General features: G+C 64.1%; 15 protein-coding genes. 4 read left to right on the forward strand and 11 right to left on the reverse strand.

Annotated elements, in window-relative coordinates; translation table 11 throughout:
* Positions 1-93: 93 nt before the first annotated feature.
* The 3 genes from JAB6_RS02365 to JAB6_RS29850 all read right to left on the reverse strand — a co-directional run bounded on the left by JAB6_RS02365 (position 94) and on the right by JAB6_RS29850 (position 2,206).
* A complete protein-coding gene (locus tag JAB6_RS02365) occupies positions 94-1,014 on the reverse strand; it encodes an AraC family transcriptional regulator (protein ID WP_034746717.1) in 921 nt (306 codons plus the stop codon).
* Between the two features lie 93 nt (positions 1,015-1,107).
* Entirely contained in the window at positions 1,108-1,947 is an 840-nt protein-coding gene (locus tag JAB6_RS02370; RefSeq protein WP_070301218.1) for a symmetrical bis(5'-nucleosyl)-tetraphosphatase, read from the reverse strand.
* A 124-nt stretch (positions 1,948-2,071) separates the two neighbouring features.
* Positions 2,072-2,206, reverse strand: coding sequence for a hypothetical protein (locus JAB6_RS29850; protein ID WP_257620212.1), 135 nt, complete (start codon positions 2,204-2,206; stop codon positions 2,072-2,074).
* 181 nt (positions 2,207-2,387) lie between these two features.
* On the opposite strand from JAB6_RS29850, the gene JAB6_RS02375 reads away from it, so the two are divergent.
* The 4 genes from JAB6_RS02375 to waaA all read left to right on the forward strand — a co-directional run bounded on the left by JAB6_RS02375 (position 2,388) and on the right by waaA (position 6,514).
* Positions 2,388-2,696, forward strand: a complete 309-nt coding sequence (locus JAB6_RS02375) for an H-NS family nucleoid-associated regulatory protein (protein WP_070301219.1) — start codon at positions 2,388-2,390, stop codon at positions 2,694-2,696.
* A gap of 103 nt (positions 2,697-2,799) precedes the next feature.
* Positions 2,800-4,194 (forward strand): phosphomannomutase/phosphoglucomutase, encoded by a 1,395-nt coding sequence (locus JAB6_RS02380; RefSeq protein WP_034746728.1) that lies wholly within the window; start codon positions 2,800-2,802, stop codon positions 4,192-4,194.
* A 4-nt stretch (positions 4,195-4,198) separates the two neighbouring features.
* On the forward strand, positions 4,199-5,221 hold the full coding sequence (gene waaC / locus JAB6_RS02385) for a lipopolysaccharide heptosyltransferase I (RefSeq protein ID WP_070301220.1): 1,023 nt from the start codon (positions 4,199-4,201) through the stop codon (positions 5,219-5,221).
* 18 nt (positions 5,222-5,239) lie between these two features.
* Positions 5,240-6,514 carry a lipid IV(A) 3-deoxy-D-manno-octulosonic acid transferase gene (gene waaA / locus JAB6_RS02390; protein ID WP_070301221.1) on the forward strand — a complete coding sequence of 425 codons (1,275 nt, stop codon included), beginning with the start codon at positions 5,240-5,242 and terminating at the stop codon, positions 6,512-6,514.
* Between the two features lie 102 nt (positions 6,515-6,616).
* Here waaA and JAB6_RS02395 read toward each other — a convergent pair whose 3' ends face one another.
* From JAB6_RS02395 to JAB6_RS02430, 8 genes are all read right to left on the reverse strand, one after another.
* Positions 6,617-7,540: a M48 family metallopeptidase gene (locus JAB6_RS02395; protein ID WP_070301222.1), complete on the reverse strand. Its 924-nt coding sequence runs from the start codon at positions 7,538-7,540 to the stop codon at positions 6,617-6,619.
* A gap of 44 nt (positions 7,541-7,584) precedes the next feature.
* Positions 7,585-8,325: a 1-acyl-sn-glycerol-3-phosphate acyltransferase gene (locus JAB6_RS02400; protein ID WP_034746739.1), complete on the reverse strand. Its 741-nt coding sequence runs from the start codon at positions 8,323-8,325 to the stop codon at positions 7,585-7,587.
* A gap of 16 nt (positions 8,326-8,341) precedes the next feature.
* Positions 8,342-8,929, reverse strand: a complete 588-nt coding sequence (gene gmhB / locus JAB6_RS02405) for a D-glycero-beta-D-manno-heptose 1,7-bisphosphate 7-phosphatase (protein ID WP_070301223.1) — start codon at positions 8,927-8,929, stop codon at positions 8,342-8,344.
* On the reverse strand, positions 8,929-11,031 hold the full coding sequence (glyS, locus tag JAB6_RS02410; RefSeq protein ID WP_070301224.1) for a glycine--tRNA ligase subunit beta: 2,103 nt from the start codon (positions 11,029-11,031) through the stop codon (positions 8,929-8,931). Before glyS ends, gmhB begins: the two co-directional genes overlap by 1 nt.
* Before the next feature lie 39 nt (positions 11,032-11,070).
* Positions 11,071-11,988 (reverse strand): glycine--tRNA ligase subunit alpha, encoded by a 918-nt coding sequence (gene glyQ, locus JAB6_RS02415; protein ID WP_034746745.1) that lies wholly within the window; start codon positions 11,986-11,988, stop codon positions 11,071-11,073.
* 147 nt (positions 11,989-12,135) lie between these two features.
* Entirely contained in the window at positions 12,136-13,716 is a 1,581-nt protein-coding gene (gene lnt, locus JAB6_RS02420; RefSeq protein WP_070301225.1) for an apolipoprotein N-acyltransferase, read from the reverse strand.
* Between the two features lie 16 nt (positions 13,717-13,732).
* The gene (locus JAB6_RS02425) at positions 13,733-14,611 is read right to left on the reverse strand and encodes an HlyC/CorC family transporter (RefSeq protein WP_034746750.1); all 879 of its coding nucleotides are present in this window, start codon (positions 14,609-14,611) and stop codon (positions 13,733-13,735) included.
* A gap of 117 nt (positions 14,612-14,728) precedes the next feature.
* Positions 14,729-15,151: a DUF4259 domain-containing protein gene (locus tag JAB6_RS02430; protein ID WP_070301226.1), complete on the reverse strand. Its 423-nt coding sequence runs from the start codon at positions 15,149-15,151 to the stop codon at positions 14,729-14,731.
* Positions 15,152-15,157 lie beyond the last annotated feature (6 nt).

Here is a 15,157-nt window from a genome sequence, read left to right on the forward strand (position 1 = left end):
CACCCGGCCATTATATCGGCCATGCCGTGCACGCAACAGACGTCAGCGTCGTCCTTTTGTGCTCGTTCGTCTTTGATTTTGCAACCCTTGATCTCAGTTTGCCAGCTGCCGCAATCTCTGGTCGCGCCGGTAGGCGCCCGGCTGCTCGCCCGTGACCCGTTTGAAGGCGCGCGTAAAGGCGGCGTGCGAGCGGTAGCCCACCAGTTCGGCCGCGCGTTCGACGGAGACGCCGTCGTGCAGCCGGCGCGCGGCGATCTTCATGCGCAGCAGGAGCAGGAACTGGGCGGGCGAGTGGCCGCTGGCGCTGGCGAAATGCTTGCAGAAGCTGGCGCGCGACATGCACGCCGCCTTGGCCATGTTCTCGATCGACCAGTCGTCGGCGGGCGCGTCGAGCATGCGTTCGAGCAGCGGCGAGAATGCGGGCTGGTGCAGCAGCGACAGCAGGCCGGCAGCCACCTGTTCGCCCTGCGCCACATGGCGGATCAGGTAAAAGAACAGCAGTTCGACCAGGCGCGCGATCAGCGGCGACGGCTGCTCCGGATCGCCGCCGGCCTCCGCCAGGATCAGGTCGAACAGGGCGGCGGCCGCGCTGAAGGCGGGCGCGTCGCCGCGTATCAGCAGATACGGCGGAAACGAGTCGACGATCAGCGCGGAGAGGGCGCCGCGAAATTGAAAGAAGCCGCAGGCCAGCGCCGTCGCCGGCTGCTCCGTGGGCGTTTGCAGCGGCAGCATCGCTTGCGCGCGGACCGCTTGCAGCGGGTCGCTGTGGGGGCTGAGAAAGTGCGGCAAGTCGCGCAGCAGGAAGACGCCGTCGCGCGGGCCGAGCGCGATCGGCGCCGCGCCATCGAGGTGCAGATAGCAGTGGCCATCGAGCACCAGGTGAAAGCTGCCCAGTTCCCGGCCCGCCGTGGAGGCGCGCCAGCGGCCGCAGTACTGGCCCACATGCAGGACGGCGGTGTCGAGTTCCAGGCTGCCGAGCAGCCAGCGCGCCAGTCTGTCGGTATCAGGATGCATGGGATGGCAAAGGCAAAAGCTCCATCATACGGGCCAGGCGCGGCATGGCCAACGACCGATTTCGACTAAGCATATGCGCGCCGCGCTTGCCACTTAGCGTTTGCCGCTGTGCTGCTGGAACGTGGGGCAGTCGACCTGCAGCAGCGAGCGGTCTTGCAGACACACGGCCGACAGTTTTCCGCCCCACACGCAGCCGCTGTCGAGGCCGATCAGGTGCGGCCGCAATTGCAGTCCCAGCGCCGACCAGTGGCCGAAGACGATGGTGTCGCCGGCGCTGCGCCGGTCCGGCACGTCGAACCAGGGCAGCAGACCGGAGCCGGGCGGCGGGCTGCCGCTTTCCTTCATCTTGAAGTCCATCACGCCGTCCGGCGTGCAAAAGCGCAGCCGTGTCATGGCGTTGACGATGCAGCGCAGCCGGTCGGCGCCCTGCAGGTCGTCGCGCCAGGCGGCCGGCTCGTTGCCGTACATGGTGCGCAGGAAGGCCACCCAATCATCGCTGCGCAGCATGCTGGACACTTCCCCGCTCAGGGACAGGGCCTGGGCCGCGCTCCATTGCGGCAGCAAACCCGCATGCACGAGCACATGGCCGTCGTGTTCCAGTGCCAGTGGCCGCTGGCGCAGCCAGTCGATCAACTCGTCGCGGTCGGGCGCATCAAGGATTTCGGCGAGGGTGTCGGACGCATGCTCGGGGCGGATGCCGTTGGCCACGGCCAGCAGGTGCAAGTCATGGTTGCCCAGGACGCTGTTGGCCAGGCCCTGCCGCGCCAGCGCATGAATGTGGCGCAGGGTGGCCAGCGAGGCCGGGCCGCGATTGATCAAATCGCCCGCGAACAGCAGGCGGTACGGGCCATCCGCCGCCGTTTGGATCCGTTCGATCAGTGCGACGGTTTGGTCATGGCAGCCTTGCAGATCGCCGATAAAGTAAGTTTTCATATGTGCCGGGGTGAAGTGGACTACGCGCCTGCATTATAAGCATGCCTGCCCTTTGATGTTGGGACATTGCCGGCAGATGACTGATTGCGCGCATGGCAGAGGGAAGAAAAAAATCCGGTGCCGATTATGCCGGATGGGGATTTGATTTGGCCGCATTCCCTGCGGTCATATACTGCTCATAATCCGCCGGCACGGCTGCCGGAATGAATCGCCGCGCCACGCCAGCCTTGCCGGCATGCCGGAATGCCATTTCATTCATGTTTATTCACCTCCATGCGCGCTTCCGTTATATTCTTCATTTAATCTTAATGTTGGGCCGCTAAATAAACCGGGAGCCGTGATTCAATTGACGACGGATTATGCAATGGTGCGCAAATGTTTATGCAATGTAGTATATTCCAGGTGATTTTATTATTTAAATTAATATAAAGGATGTACGAATGGATCTGTCTACGATGACGATGCTGGAATTGCGCAAACTGGAAGATAATGTCAAACAGGAATTGAACAGCCGCGAGCGCGAAGACTTGAACAAGGCGCGCGAACAGATCATGGCCATCGCGCAGCAGGCGGGCATTCCGCTGAAACAGCTGATACTCGATGGTTTGCACCCGCGCACGGGCAAAGTCGCGGTACGTTATCGCCATCCTGACAATACCGCTGAACAATGGACAGGCCGCGGCCGCCAGCCGTTGTGGGTCAGGCAGTGGGTGGAATCGGGCAAGTCGATCGATCTGCTGCGCGTATAATTCGGTATACTCTTGGCGCAGTAGCAAGCTGGCAGCCGTACGCTGCACCTTGCCAGGCTCCCTATTTATTCCTTATTCGCCCCTTACTTATACCGCCCACACCATGCTTCCATTGTCCAGAACGATCTTCAAGGCCTACGATATTCGCGGCATCATCGCTAAAACCCTCGATGCCAGCGTGGCGCACAAGATCGGCCAGGCATTTGGCCAGGCCGCCCTGGCCAAGGGCGAGCAGCGGGTCGTGATCGGCCGCGATGGCCGTTTGTCGGGACCGGAATTGACGGCGGCGCTGGCGCAGGGCTTGCAAGCGGCAGGCGTCGACGTGATCGACCTGGGCGTGGTGGCCACGCCGATGGTCTACTTCGGCACGAATGTGCTCGATACGCGCTCCGGCATCATGGTCACGGGCAGCCACAATCCACCCGACTACAACGGCTTCAAGATGGTGCTGGCCGGCGAAGCGATCCACGGCGAAGCGATTCAGGCGCTGTACCACAGCATCGTCGCGCACGACGGCAGCGCCAGCGCCAGGGACGTTGCCAATCCGGGCACCTATGCCACGCACGATATCCGCGCCGCCTACATCGAGCGCATCCTGGGCGACGTCAAGCTGGCGCGCCCGATCAAGATCGCCGTCGACTGCGGCAATGGCGTGGCCGGCGCATTCGCGGGCGACCTGTTCCGCGGCATGGGCTGCGAAGTCATCGAACTGTTCTGCGAAGTCGATGGCAATTTCCCGAACCACCATCCGGACCCGGCGCATCCGGAAAACCTGCAAGACCTGATCCGCTGCCTGGCCGAGACGGATGCGGAAATCGGCATCGCCTTCGACGGCGACGGCGATCGCCTGGGCGTGGTCACCAAGGATGGCCAGATCATCTACCCTGACCGCCAGATGATGCTGTTCGCCGCCGACGTGCTGACCCGCCACCCTGGCGCGCAGATTTTGTACGACGTCAAATGCACGCGCCACCTGGCGCCGTGGATCAGCAAGCATGGCGGCGTGCCGCTGATGTACAAGACGGGCCACTCGCTGGTGAAAGCCAAGCTGCGCGAAACGGGTGCACCGCTGGGCGGCGAAATGAGCGGCCATATCTTCTTCAAGGACCGCTGGTACGGTTTCGACGACGGCCTGTATTCGGCCGCGCGCCTGCTGGAAATCCTCACGCGCGAAGCGGATCCCTCAAGTTTGCTGAACTCCCTGCCGCAGTCCGACAGCACGCCGGAACTGCACCTGGAACTGAAGGAAGGCGAGAACGTCGCGCTGATGGACATGCTGCGCCGCGACGCCGTCTTCCCCGGCAATGAACAGATCATCACCATCGACGGCTTGCGCGTGGAATACGCGGACGGCTTCGGCCTGGCCCGTTCGTCGAACACCACGCCGGTGATCGTCATGCGCTTCGAAGCGGAAACGCCGGCAGCGCTGGCGCGCATCCAGGGCCAGTTCAAGAGCGTGATCCTGGCCGCCAAGCCTGACGCCGTCCTGCCGTTCTGACAGCATGGCCGGTCAACCTGGCGCACAGGCGCCCTTGAAACTCCTGCTGGTGCGGGTGTCTTCGCTGGGCGATGTGCTGCATAACCTGCCGATGGTGGCGGATATCGCCCGCCATTTCCCGAACGCGACCATCGATTGGGTGGTCGAAGAGGGCTACACCAGCCTGGTGCGCCTGAACCCGCGTGTGAATACCATCTTCCCGTTCGCGCTGCGGCGCTGGCGCAAGAGCCTGGGCAAGAAAGAGACGCGCGCGGAAATCGCCGCCTTCTTCCGCAGCCTGCGCCAGACGCACTACGATTATGTGTTCGATACCCAGGGCTTGCTCAAGACGGGCATCATCATGGGCGCCGCGCGCCTGGCGCCGGGCGGACAGAAGGTCGGTCTGGCCAATGGCAGCGAAGGCTCGGGCTACGAAGGCATCTCGCGCATTTTTCACACGAAAAGCATTCCGCTCGACCCGCGCACACATGCGGTAGCGCGCGGCCGCCTGGTGGCCGCCGCGGCGCTCGGCTACACGGTCGACACGCCGGCCGATTTCGGCTTGCCGGAAGTGTCGCGTAGCGAGCCGCGCCCGGACTGGATGGGCGAAGCGCCCTACTGCGTGTATTTCCACGGCACGGCGCGCGACGCCAAGAAATGGGCACCGGAAAACTGGATCGCCCTGGGCCAGGCACTGGCACCGATGCCGATTTTGCTGCCCTGGGGTTCGCCCAAGGAAAAGGCGGAAGCGGAAGTGCTGGCGGCCGGCCTGCCGAACGCGCGCCTGCTGCCGAAACTATCGATGGGCGACGCCACCCTGCTGGCGCGCCATGCGGCGCTGGTGGTCGGCGTCGACACGGGCTTGACGCACATTGCGGCCGCCTTCGTGCGCCCGACGGTGGAAATCTATGCCGATTCGCCGCTGTGGAAAACGGAAGGCAACTGGTCGCCGAAAATCATCAACCTGGGCGACAAGGGCGCGCCGCCCGGCGTGCCGGACGTGCTGGCCGCGGCACGGCGCCTGCTGGCAGACTATCCTCCCGCCTGACTTTAACATTCAATAAACATGCGACTTCTTTATACCCTCGCCTGGTGGCTGGCCTTGCCCCTGGTGCTGGCGCGGCTGTGGCTGCGCGGACGCCAGGAACCCGGCTACCGCCAGCACTGGGGCGAGCGCCTGGGCTTTTACGGGCGCCAGCCGGCGTCTGCTACAAACACCATCTGGCTGCACGCCGTCTCCGTCGGCGAGACGCGCGCGGCCGAGCCGCTGATCGATGCGCTGCTGGCCGCCTGGCCCGCGTGCCGCATCGTCCTCACGCACATGACGCCGACGGGGCGCGCCACGGGTAAATCCCTGTTCGCCAAACACGGCGCGCGCCTCGTGCAAAGCTATCTGCCCTACGACACGGGCGCCATGCCGGCCCGTTTCATCCGCCATTTCGCGCCGCGCATCTGCATCCTGATGGAGACGGAAGTGTGGCCGAATCTGATCCACCAATGCAATCGCTACAAAGTGCCCGTGGTGCTGGCCAATGCGCGCCTGTCGCAGCGCTCGCTGGGCAAGGCGCAGCGACTGGGCAAACTCATTGCCGACGCGGCGCGCGGCATCACCCTGGTGGCGGCGCAGACGCAGGACGACGCCGATCGCGTGCGCCAGCTGGGCGTGCGGGACGTCGTCGTCACGGGCAGCATCAAGTTCGACGTCGTCGTGCCCGAGGCTGCCCTGGCGACGGGGGCGGCGCTGCGCGCAGCCATCGGCCAGCGTCCCGTGCTGCTGTGCGCCAGCACGCGCGAAGGGGAAGAGCAGCTGATCCTCGATGCGTATATCCGCTCGGGCCTGCCCGCGCATGCGCTGCTGCTGATCGTGCCGCGCCATCCGCAGCGCTTCGACGAGGTGGAAAAATTGATCTCGGCGCAGGGCCTGACAGTGCAGCGCAGGTCCGGCCTGGCGCGGGACGATGCCGTTGCTGCCGACACGCAAGTGCTGCTGGGCGATTCGATGGGCGAGATGTTTGCGTATTACGCGGCCTGCGATTGCGCCTTCGTCGGTGGCAGTCTGCTGCCGCTGGGCGGGCAAAACCTGATCGAGCCGGCGGCCCTGGGCAAGCCCGTGCTGATCGGTCCCCACACCTTCAATTTCGCGCTGGTCACCGAGCAGGCGATTACGTCCGGCGGCGCCGCGCTGGTGGCCGATGCCGATGCGCTGATGGCGCAGGCGTCGGCCTTGCTGCAGGATCGCGCGCGCTTATCGTTGATGGGAGAAAAAGCACTGGCGTTTGCCAACCAGCACCGGGGGGCCACGCCGCGTACCATCGCGGCCATCAAGCCTTTGCTGCCGTGATGGGCGCGCGGCCAACAATGGCGTCGGATTACGCGCGCTGCGCTAATCCGACCTACGTGACTGTAGGTCGGATTAGCTCGTAGAGCGTAATCCGACAGGCGCCTACGTAAACAGCACAGGCAACTCCTGCGAGCGCTTTCTGAGCGCCTGCTTGGCGCCATCGTAATCGGGATAAATCGATTCCACGGTGGCCCAGAAGCGGGGGCTGTGGTTCATTTCCAGCAGGTGCGACAGCTCGTGCGCCACCACGTAGTCGATCAGCGGCAAAGCGAAGTGGATCAAACGCCAGTTCAGGCGGATCTTGCGCTCGATGGTGCAACTGCCCCAGCGCGTGCCGGCCGACGATAGCGACAGCGAATCGTAGCGCACGCCCAGCTTGTCCGCATATACGTCCAGGCGCGCCTCGAACAGCTGGCGCGCTTCGTGCTGGAACCAGCCTTTCACTTTTTCCTTCAGTTGCTGCTCGCTGCCCGTGGGCGTGACCCATACGTGCAGCTCATTCGTCTCGCGCTGGAAGCTGGCGCGGTGGCGCGGCGCCTGGTGCAATCGCAAGGTGATCTCGCCACCGAGGTAGGGCAGCACGGCGCCATCGACCCAGGCCACGGGCGGGCGCTGCTGGCGCTGCACCTTGCGCTCGCCCCGTTCCAGCAGCTTCGAGACGATCCAGCCTTGCTTGGCGCGGATGGCGTTGTCGATTTCGGCCAGGGTGACGCGCTTGGGGGCCGTCACGCGCAAGCCGTTGTCGTCGATCATGAAGCCGATGGAACGGCGCGTGGAGCGGCGCAGGGCAAATTCGACGAGGTGGCTGCCCAGCTGCAGCTGGCGCAATGGCGGGCCATCGGCGGTGCGTGGCGGGGACGGCAGGGGAGGTGGGGCGGGACGAACGATGGGCGGCGCGGGCGCTACTACCGGTGGCGCCACGGGCGGCGCTGGCGGTGCCGTGGGGCGCACCGCCGGGGGCGTGCTGGTCGAGACGTCATGCGCGAACAAATCCAGTTGCTGGTCGCCGACCTTGATGGTCTTCATCTGCTGGCGCAGTGTCGGCTCCTGGATGACCGCGCTGATGCCGTCTAGCCAGCGTTGTAGGCGTGAGGCGAAATGACGCGCATTTCTGATTCTATCCAATTTTCCACCTGTTGCATCATGCTGTCCGGGGTTTGCCCTTCCGGCGAAATCGGTTTGCCTATCGAGACGGTGATCAGTCCCGGGCGTTTGAGGAATGACTGCTTGGGCCAGCACTCGCCTGAATTGTGCGCAATCGGCACCACCACGGCGCCCGTGGCAATGGCCAAACGCGTGCCACCGCTCTTGTACTTGCCCGCCTGGCCCACGGGAATGCGGGTCCCTTCAGGGAACATGATAATCCATTGGCCATCGGCCAGCCGGCGCTTGCCATGCGCGACGACGCTCTTGAACGCATGCTTGCCCTGTTTGCGGTCGATGGGGATCATGCGCAGCAGCGCCATGGCCCAGCCGAAGAAGGGGATGTACAGGATTTCCTTCTTGAACACATACACGAGCGGGCGTGGCAGGCTGGGAAGCAAGAAGATGGTTTCCCATGCCGACTGGTGTTTCGACAGCACGATGGCCGGCGCGTCGGGGAAGTTCTCGGCGCCCTTGACTTCATAGCGGATGCCGCAAATGACCTTGGCGCACCACAGGATAAACACGTTCCAGCGCGAGGTGACCCAATAGCGCTTGTTGTAGCTCAATGGCGCGGCAAAAAAGCACACGCAGGCCCAGACGATGGTGGCCACGATCATGATGATCATGAACAGCAGTGATCGCAGGAACAGGGAAATATTACGCAATGCGGTTCTCCGAAGATTAGATACTGAATGCTACGGTGGGCGCCGGTGTGGCTGGCGCCTTGAGCAGGTGGTTGACCACGGCCGCCAGGTCGGGGAAGACCTGGGTGCCAGGCGGCAGGCCACCCGTCTCGTTGGTTTTGTCGCCCTTGCCCGTCAATACCAGGTAGGGCACGCAGCCGCTGATGAAACCGGCCTGCAGGTCGCGCAGCGAATCGCCGACCGTGGGCACGCCTTTCAGGCTGGTGTTGTAGCGCTGCGAGATTTCATGGAACATGCCCGGTTTCGGCTTGCGGCAGTCGCAATTGTCCGCGCCCGCGTGCGGGCAAAAGAAGATGGCGTCGATATCGGCGCCCACCTGCTGCGCCAGCGTGTGCATCTTCTGGTGGATCGCGTTCAGGACCGTCATGTCGAAGTATTCGCGCGCGATGCCCGACTGGTTCGAGGCGATCACCACGCGATAGCCAGCCTGGTTCAGGCGGGCGATCGCTTCGAGCGAGCCTGGGATCGGCAGCCATTCGGCCGGCGACTTGATGAAGTCCGGCGAGTCATGATTAATGACGCCGTCGCGGTCGAGAATAATCAGTTTCAGCGCCGGAGTACCCATTATGCCGCCAGCTTGGAAATGTCGGCCACGCGGTTCATCATGCCGTGCAGGGACGAGAGCAAGGCCAGGCGGTTGTTGCGCAGGGCGACATCCTCGGCCATCACCATCACGTCATTGAAGAAGCCATCGACGTCGTCGCGCAGCTGCGCCAGCGTTTGCAGGGTGCTGGTGAAGTCGCCCTTGGCAAAGGCCGCGTCGACTTCCGGCTGCACGCGAGAGACGGCGGCGGCCAGTTTTTTCTCCGCTTCGTCCTGCAGCAGCGCCACGTTGACGCCGCCGGCGGCGACCTGGCTCAGGGCTTCCTCGTTCTTTTTCAGGATGTTCGTGATACGCTTGTTGGCAGCTGCCAGCGAGGAGCTTTCCGGCAGGGCGGCAAACGCCTGCACGGCTTCCAGGCGCTGCACGATGTCGTCCAGGCGGTCCGGATTCTGTGCCACGACGGCTTCGATTTCATTCGGCGAGAAGCCACGCTCGCGCAGGATGCCGCGCAGGCGGTCCAGCATGAAGGTGGTGACGTCCGCGACCGGGTCCTTGAAGCCGGGCACCGCTGCGAACTGCGCTGCCGCATCCGCCAGCAAGCCCTGGATCGACAATGGCAAACGTTTTTCCAACAGCATGCGCAGCACGCCCAGCGCATGGCGGCGCAGCGCGAACGGATCCTTGTCGCCCGTCGGCGCCAGGCCGATGGCCCAGATGCCGACCAGGGTTTCCAGCTTGTCGGCCAGGGCCACGGCGGTGCCGGTGGCGGTCGACGGCAGGGCGTCGCCGGCAAAGCGCGGCTGGTAGTGTTCGGAGGCGGCCAAGGCCACTTCTTCCGGCTCGCCGTCATGGCGCGCGTAGTACGTACCCATGATGCCTTGCAGTTCGGGGAATTCGCCCACCATGTCGGTCAGCAGATCGGCCTTGGCCAGCAGGGCGCCCCGTTCGGCCAGTGCCACGTCGTACTGCAGCTTGGCGGCGATGGCGCCGGCCAGCGACTTGACGCGCTCTGTGCGTGCCGCTTGCGTGCCCAGCTTGTTGTGGTAGACGACGTTAGCCAGCAGCGGCAGGCGCGATGCCAGGGTTTTCTTCTTGTCCTGCTCGAAGAAGAACTTGGCGTCGGACAGGCGCGGACGCACGACGCGCTCGTTGCCGCCGATGATGTGCTCGGGCGTGTCCGTCTCGATGTTCGAGACGATCAGGAAGCGCGAGCGCAGCTTGCCTTCGCTGTCGGTCAGCGCGAAATACTTCTGGTTCGTCTGCATGGTGAGGATCAGGCATTCCTGCGGCACGGCCAGGAATTCTTCCTCGAAGTGGCATTCATACACGACCGGCCATTCGACCAGGGCGGTGACTTCGTCGAGCAGCGCTTCGGGCATCAGCACCTGGTCGGCGCCGGCCTTGTCCAGCAGCTGGGCGCGGATGCGTTCCTTGCGTTCTTCGTTGCTGGCGATGACGCTGGCGTTGAGGATCAGCGATGGCGCGTAGTTTTCCGCGTGCGCGATGGCGATCGGCTCGCCGTCGGTCAGGAAGCGGTGGCCCAGTGTGGTGCGGCCGGCCGTGAGGCCCAGCAGGGTCAGGGGCAGGATATTGATGCCGTGCAGGGCGATCAGGCTGTGGGCAGGGCGCACGAATTGCACGGTGGTGCCGTCCGGGCGCTGATAGCTCATCAGTTTTGGAATCGGCAGCTTGGCGGCCGATTCGGTCAACGCAGCTTGCGCGCCGGCGGCGAGCTGGCTGCCTGGCGCCGTGTACGTGTAGAAGAAGCTTTCAGCCTTGCCGTCGGCGGCGCGTTCCAGCTCGGCTACCGTCAGGTCGGGGAAGCCCAGCGCGGCCAGTTTCTTGGCCAGCGGCGGCGTGCCGTTGCCGTTCGCGTCCAGCGCCACGGAGACGGGCAAGACTTTTTCGCGGATCGATTTATCGGGCGAGACTTCGCGCACATTGGTGATGGAGACGGCCAGGCGGCGCGGCGAGGCGTAGCTGGTGGCGACGCTGTCGGCTTCGAGGAAGTCGCGCGCTTTCAGGCCGTTGACGATGCCGGCCGTGAAGGCGGCGCCCAGTTTGGCCAGCGCTTTCGGCGGCAGTTCTTCGGTCAGCAGTTCGATGAGCAGTGTTTGGTTCATGGTGTTCTTGTCTGGTACGGCGGTGTATGAGCTAGGCGATCAAGCGGCGGCGGGTTGGTCTGCGGCGGGCAGCATCGGGAAACCGAGGCGTTCGCGCGAGTCGTAATACGCTTGCGCCACCAGGCGCGACAGGGTGCGCACGCGGCCGATGTAGGCGGCGCGTTCCGTCACCGAGATGGCACCGCGCGCATCGAGCATATTGAAGCTGTGCGACGCTTTCATGATTTTCTCGTAGGCGGGCAGGGTCAGTTGCAGCTCGATCAAACGCTTCGCTTCCGCTTCGTAGTTGCCGAACTGTTCGAACAGCAGGTCCGTATTCGCGTGCTCGAAGTTGTAGGTCGATTGCTCCACTTCGTTCTGGTGGAAGACGTCGCCGTAGGTCAGTTTTTTCGTAGTGCCGTTCTCTTCCCACTCGGTCCACACCAGGTCATACACGTTTTCCACGCCTTGCAGATACATGGCCAGGCGTTCGATGCCGTAGGTGATCTCGCCCAGCACGGGCTTGCAATCGAGGCCGCCCACTTGCTGGAAGTAGGTGAATTGGGTCACTTCCATGCCGTTCAGCCAGACTTCCCAGCCCAGGCCCCAGGCGCCCAGGGTCGGGCTTTCCCAGTCGTCTTCGACGAAGCGCACGTCATTCTGCTTCAAGTCCAGGCCCAGCGCGGCCAGCGAACCCAGATACAGGTCGAGGATGTTTTCCGGCGCCGGCTTCAACACCACCTGGTACTGGTAGTAATGCTGCATGCGGTTCGGGTTTTCGCCATAGCGGCCATCTTTCGGGCGGCGCGACGGCTGCACATACGCTGCGCGCCAAGGTTCCGGGCCGATCGCGCGCAGGAAGGTGCCGGTGTGGAAGGTGCCGGCGCCGACTTCCATGTCGTAAGGCTGGAGCAGGGCGCAACCTTGCTTGTCCCAATAGGTTTGCAAGGTCAGGATAATTTGTTGAAATGTGAGCATCGTATGAGTTCGCCGCGCGGGAGGCTGCGCTTTGTTAAGGTTTGCTTGAAGCCCGGACGCATGCTTGGCAGCGCGTCCGGGCCGGGGTTTTGCTAATTTTAGCGGTTTTTACGGACCCACTGTGACTCTTCGGGCAATATCGGCCGCTTATTGCTGCGCGGCGCGGCCGCGGCGGGCGGCGCGCGACAGCAGGAAGGCCGTCAGCAGGGCCAGCGCGGCCAGGGCCAGCACCAGTTTATTGCCGTACAGAATGTATGGCGTCATGCCGCCCATGCCTTGCACCTTGGCCGCCAGCGTGGCTTGCTGCTCCGGCGGCAGCAGGCTTTGCACGACGCCCTTGCCGTCGATGACGGCGGTGGCGCCCGTGTTCGTCGAGCGCAGCATGGGGCGGCCCGTTTCCAGGCTGCGCATCTGCGAAATCTGCAGATGCTGCGGGATGGCGATCGAGTCGCCAAACCAGGCCAGGTTCGAGATATTGAGCAGCACGGACGCCGACTGCTTGCCATGGCGGTGAGCGCTGGCCAGCTGGCCGGCGATTTCTTCGCCAAACAAGTCTTCGTAGCAGATATTCGGCAGCACCAGCTGGTCGCGCACGAGCAAAGGCGCTTGTACTTCCGCGCCGCGGCCCATGTCGCCCAGCGGGATAGCCATCATGGCGACAAACCAGTGCAGGCCGGGCGGCACGAATTCGCCGAACGGCACCAGATGGTGCTTGCGGTACTGGTAGTACGGTCCCGGCGCGCCGTTGGGCGTGATCCCCACGGCCGCATTGTAGAAGCGCTGCTGTTCGTCGAGCACGGGCATGCCGACCAGGATCGTGCTGCCCGTCTGCTGTGCATAGGTGCCCAGGCTATCCAGATAACCTGGCGGCAGCTGGTGCGGCAGCACGGTGACGGCCGTTTCCGGCGTGGCGATCAGGTCGGCCGGCGCGCTGGTGATGGCGCTCTGGTACATCTGCAGGGCGCCCAGCACGAAGCCGGGATCGAATTTCTGCTGCTGCGGCACGTTCCCTTGCAGCAGGCGCACGGTGATCGGGCGTCCGACAGGGTGGGTCCACGCCACGTACTGCAAGCCGATGCCGGCCGCGTACAGCGCGATGACGCCGCCCAGCGCAAACCAGCGCGTGCGGTGCGTCAGCAAGAGCAGGGCGCCGGCCGACAGCGCCACCAGCCAGCCCAGGCCATACGCGCCGAGGATGGGGGCAAAGCCGCCCAGCGGGCTGGTATTGTGGGCGTAGCCGGTGGCCAGCCACGGGAAACCCGTAAACAGCCAGCCGCGCGTCCATTCGAACAGGGTCCACGTGGCGGGCAGCACTAGCAAGGTCATGGCGGGCAGGGACAGCACCCAGCGCTGGCGCAGCCAGGCGGCCGCGCCCATGGCCATGGCCACGTAAATGGCCATCAGGAGGGCCAGCAGGGCCACGGCGATGGCGGCGATCGGCGCTGCCATGTCGCCATAGCGGTGCATGGAAATATACAGCCAGTGCGTGCCGGCCGCGCACCAGCCGAAGCCGTAGGCCCAGCCGATCAGCGCGCCGGCCTTGACGTTCGATGCGCGCAGCACCTGGTAGAACAGCACGCCCAGGCTGAGGATTTGCAGGGGCCAGTAGCCGAAAGGGGCGAACGCCAGCACCGCGACGGCGCCGGCGATGGCGGCCGTCAGCATGCGCGCCCACGTGCTGCGCGGCGGTTTGGCGGGGGCGTTGGGATCGACGCGTCTGAAACGCATTTACAGCACGCGCATGTCAGAGTTCCAGTTCCGGCACGTTGGGCAGGCGCTCGACGAGCAGCACGTGCACCTGGCGCGCATCGGCGCGCAGTACCTCGAAACGCAGATTGCCGAGGTCGAAAATATCGCCCTTGTGCGCCATGCGGCCCAGGTACTTCGACACGAGGCCGCCGATGGTGTCGACGTCGTCGTCGACCAGATGGCTGCCCACTTCTTCGTTGAACTGTTCTATCTCGGTCAGCGCCTTGACACGCCAGCGGGGGCCGAACTGGCCTTCCTTGAGCGAGAGGATATTGTCTTCGGCTTCGTCGAAGTCGTATTCATCCTCGATGTCGCCGACAATCTGTTCCAGCACGTCTTCGATGGTGATCAGGCCGGCGACGCCGCTGTATTCATCGACGACGATGGCCATGTGATTGTGGTTGGCGCGGAAATCGCGCAGCAGCACATTCAGGCGTTTCGATTCGGGGATGAAGATGGCGGGGCGCAGCATGTCGCGCACGTCGAAAGTTTCTTCTGCGTAATAACGCAGCAAGTCTTTCGCCAGCAGGATGCCGATGACCTTGTCGCGCTCGCCTTCGATCGCGGGGAAGCGCGAGTGGGCGGTCGACAGGACTTCCGGCATCCACTCCTCGATCGGCTTGCTGATGTCGATGACATCCATTTGCGAACGGGGAATCATGATGTCGCGCGCGCAGAGATCCGATACCTGGAACACGCCTTCGATCATCGACAGGGCGTCGGCGTCGATCAGCTTGCGTTCATGCGCATCGTGTAGAACTTCGAGCAATTCTGCACGGTTCTCTGGCTCGGGGGAAATGAGTGCGGTCAGGCGTTCAAACAGTGACCGGTGGGGCTTGACGTCAGTTCTGACGCCACTAGGGTGCTCGGGCATAGGAGGCGTGAGCCGTTGTTGCGAAGGGATATAGGATACACCAAAAGTGGGGCAATACCGGATTTCCCCGCTTTTGATGTAAATTTAATACGTTGAAGTGCGCCGTTGCGCGATGTTTTACGCCGCTTCCGGGCCCAGCACGCGCGCGCGCAAGGCCGCCACGTCGGCCTGCCAGTCGGCGAAATGCTCGCTGTCTTGCCACAGCTGGCGCAGTTCCGACGCTTCGGCCGTGATGCGCTCGAAGGCCAGGCGCGCTTTTTCCAGCAGCGGCGGCGTGACTTTCTTCTTGCAGGCGGCCACCCATTCGTCTACTTCCGCGGTGGCCGGGTCGTTTTCTCCCGGCTTGCCCAGCAGGCGCGCGATCACGTCCAGCGCGGCCAGCGCTTCGGCGGCGAACGGCGCCTCGAGTTCCGCTTCCTGGCTGTCGATGACGTTGTCGAGCGTCGTCTCGACCAGTTCCAGGGTTTTATATTCGTGCAAGTCCTGCGCCCAATCCATGGCGTAGTCGTTGCCGAAGGCGTCGGTGGCCCAAGTGCCCATAGTGTG

This window comes from Janthinobacterium sp. HH104 (genome assembly GCF_001758715.1).
GTDB classification, from domain to species: domain Bacteria; phylum Pseudomonadota; class Gammaproteobacteria; order Burkholderiales; family Burkholderiaceae_D; genus Janthinobacterium; species Janthinobacterium aestuarii.

Coding starts and splice junctions, on each gene's coding strand:
- JAB6_RS02430 (WP_070301226.1), bottom strand. CDS start 15,151: ATGGGCACTTGGGCCACCGACGCCTTCGGCAACGACTACGCCATGGAT.
- lnt (WP_070301225.1), bottom strand. CDS start 13,716: ATGCGTTTCAGACGCGTCGATCCCAACGCCCCCGCCAAACCGCCGCGC.
- JAB6_RS02395 (WP_070301222.1), bottom strand. CDS start 7,540: ATGAAGACCATCAAGGTCGGCGACCAGCAACTGGATTTGTTCGCGCAT.
- gmhB (WP_070301223.1), bottom strand. CDS start 8,929: ATGGGTACTCCGGCGCTGAAACTGATTATTCTCGACCGCGACGGCGTC.
- waaC (WP_070301220.1), top strand. CDS start 4,199: ATGGCCGGTCAACCTGGCGCACAGGCGCCCTTGAAACTCCTGCTGGTG.
- JAB6_RS02380 (WP_034746728.1), top strand. CDS start 2,800: ATGCTTCCATTGTCCAGAACGATCTTCAAGGCCTACGATATTCGCGGC.
- JAB6_RS02375 (WP_070301219.1), top strand. CDS start 2,388: ATGGATCTGTCTACGATGACGATGCTGGAATTGCGCAAACTGGAAGAT.
- JAB6_RS29850 (WP_257620212.1), bottom strand. CDS start 2,206: ATGAATGAAATGGCATTCCGGCATGCCGGCAAGGCTGGCGTGGCGCGG.
- JAB6_RS02425 (WP_034746750.1), bottom strand. CDS start 14,611: ATGCCCGAGCACCCTAGTGGCGTCAGAACTGACGTCAAGCCCCACCGG.
- JAB6_RS02365 (WP_034746717.1), bottom strand. CDS start 1,014: ATGCATCCTGATACCGACAGACTGGCGCGCTGGCTGCTCGGCAGCCTG.
- glyS (WP_070301224.1), bottom strand. CDS start 11,031: ATGAACCAAACACTGCTCATCGAACTGCTGACCGAAGAACTGCCGCCG.
- glyQ (WP_034746745.1), bottom strand. CDS start 11,988: ATGCTCACATTTCAACAAATTATCCTGACCTTGCAAACCTATTGGGAC.
- JAB6_RS02370 (WP_070301218.1), bottom strand. CDS start 1,947: ATGAAAACTTACTTTATCGGCGATCTGCAAGGCTGCCATGACCAAACC.
- waaA (WP_070301221.1), top strand. CDS start 5,240: ATGCGACTTCTTTATACCCTCGCCTGGTGGCTGGCCTTGCCCCTGGTG.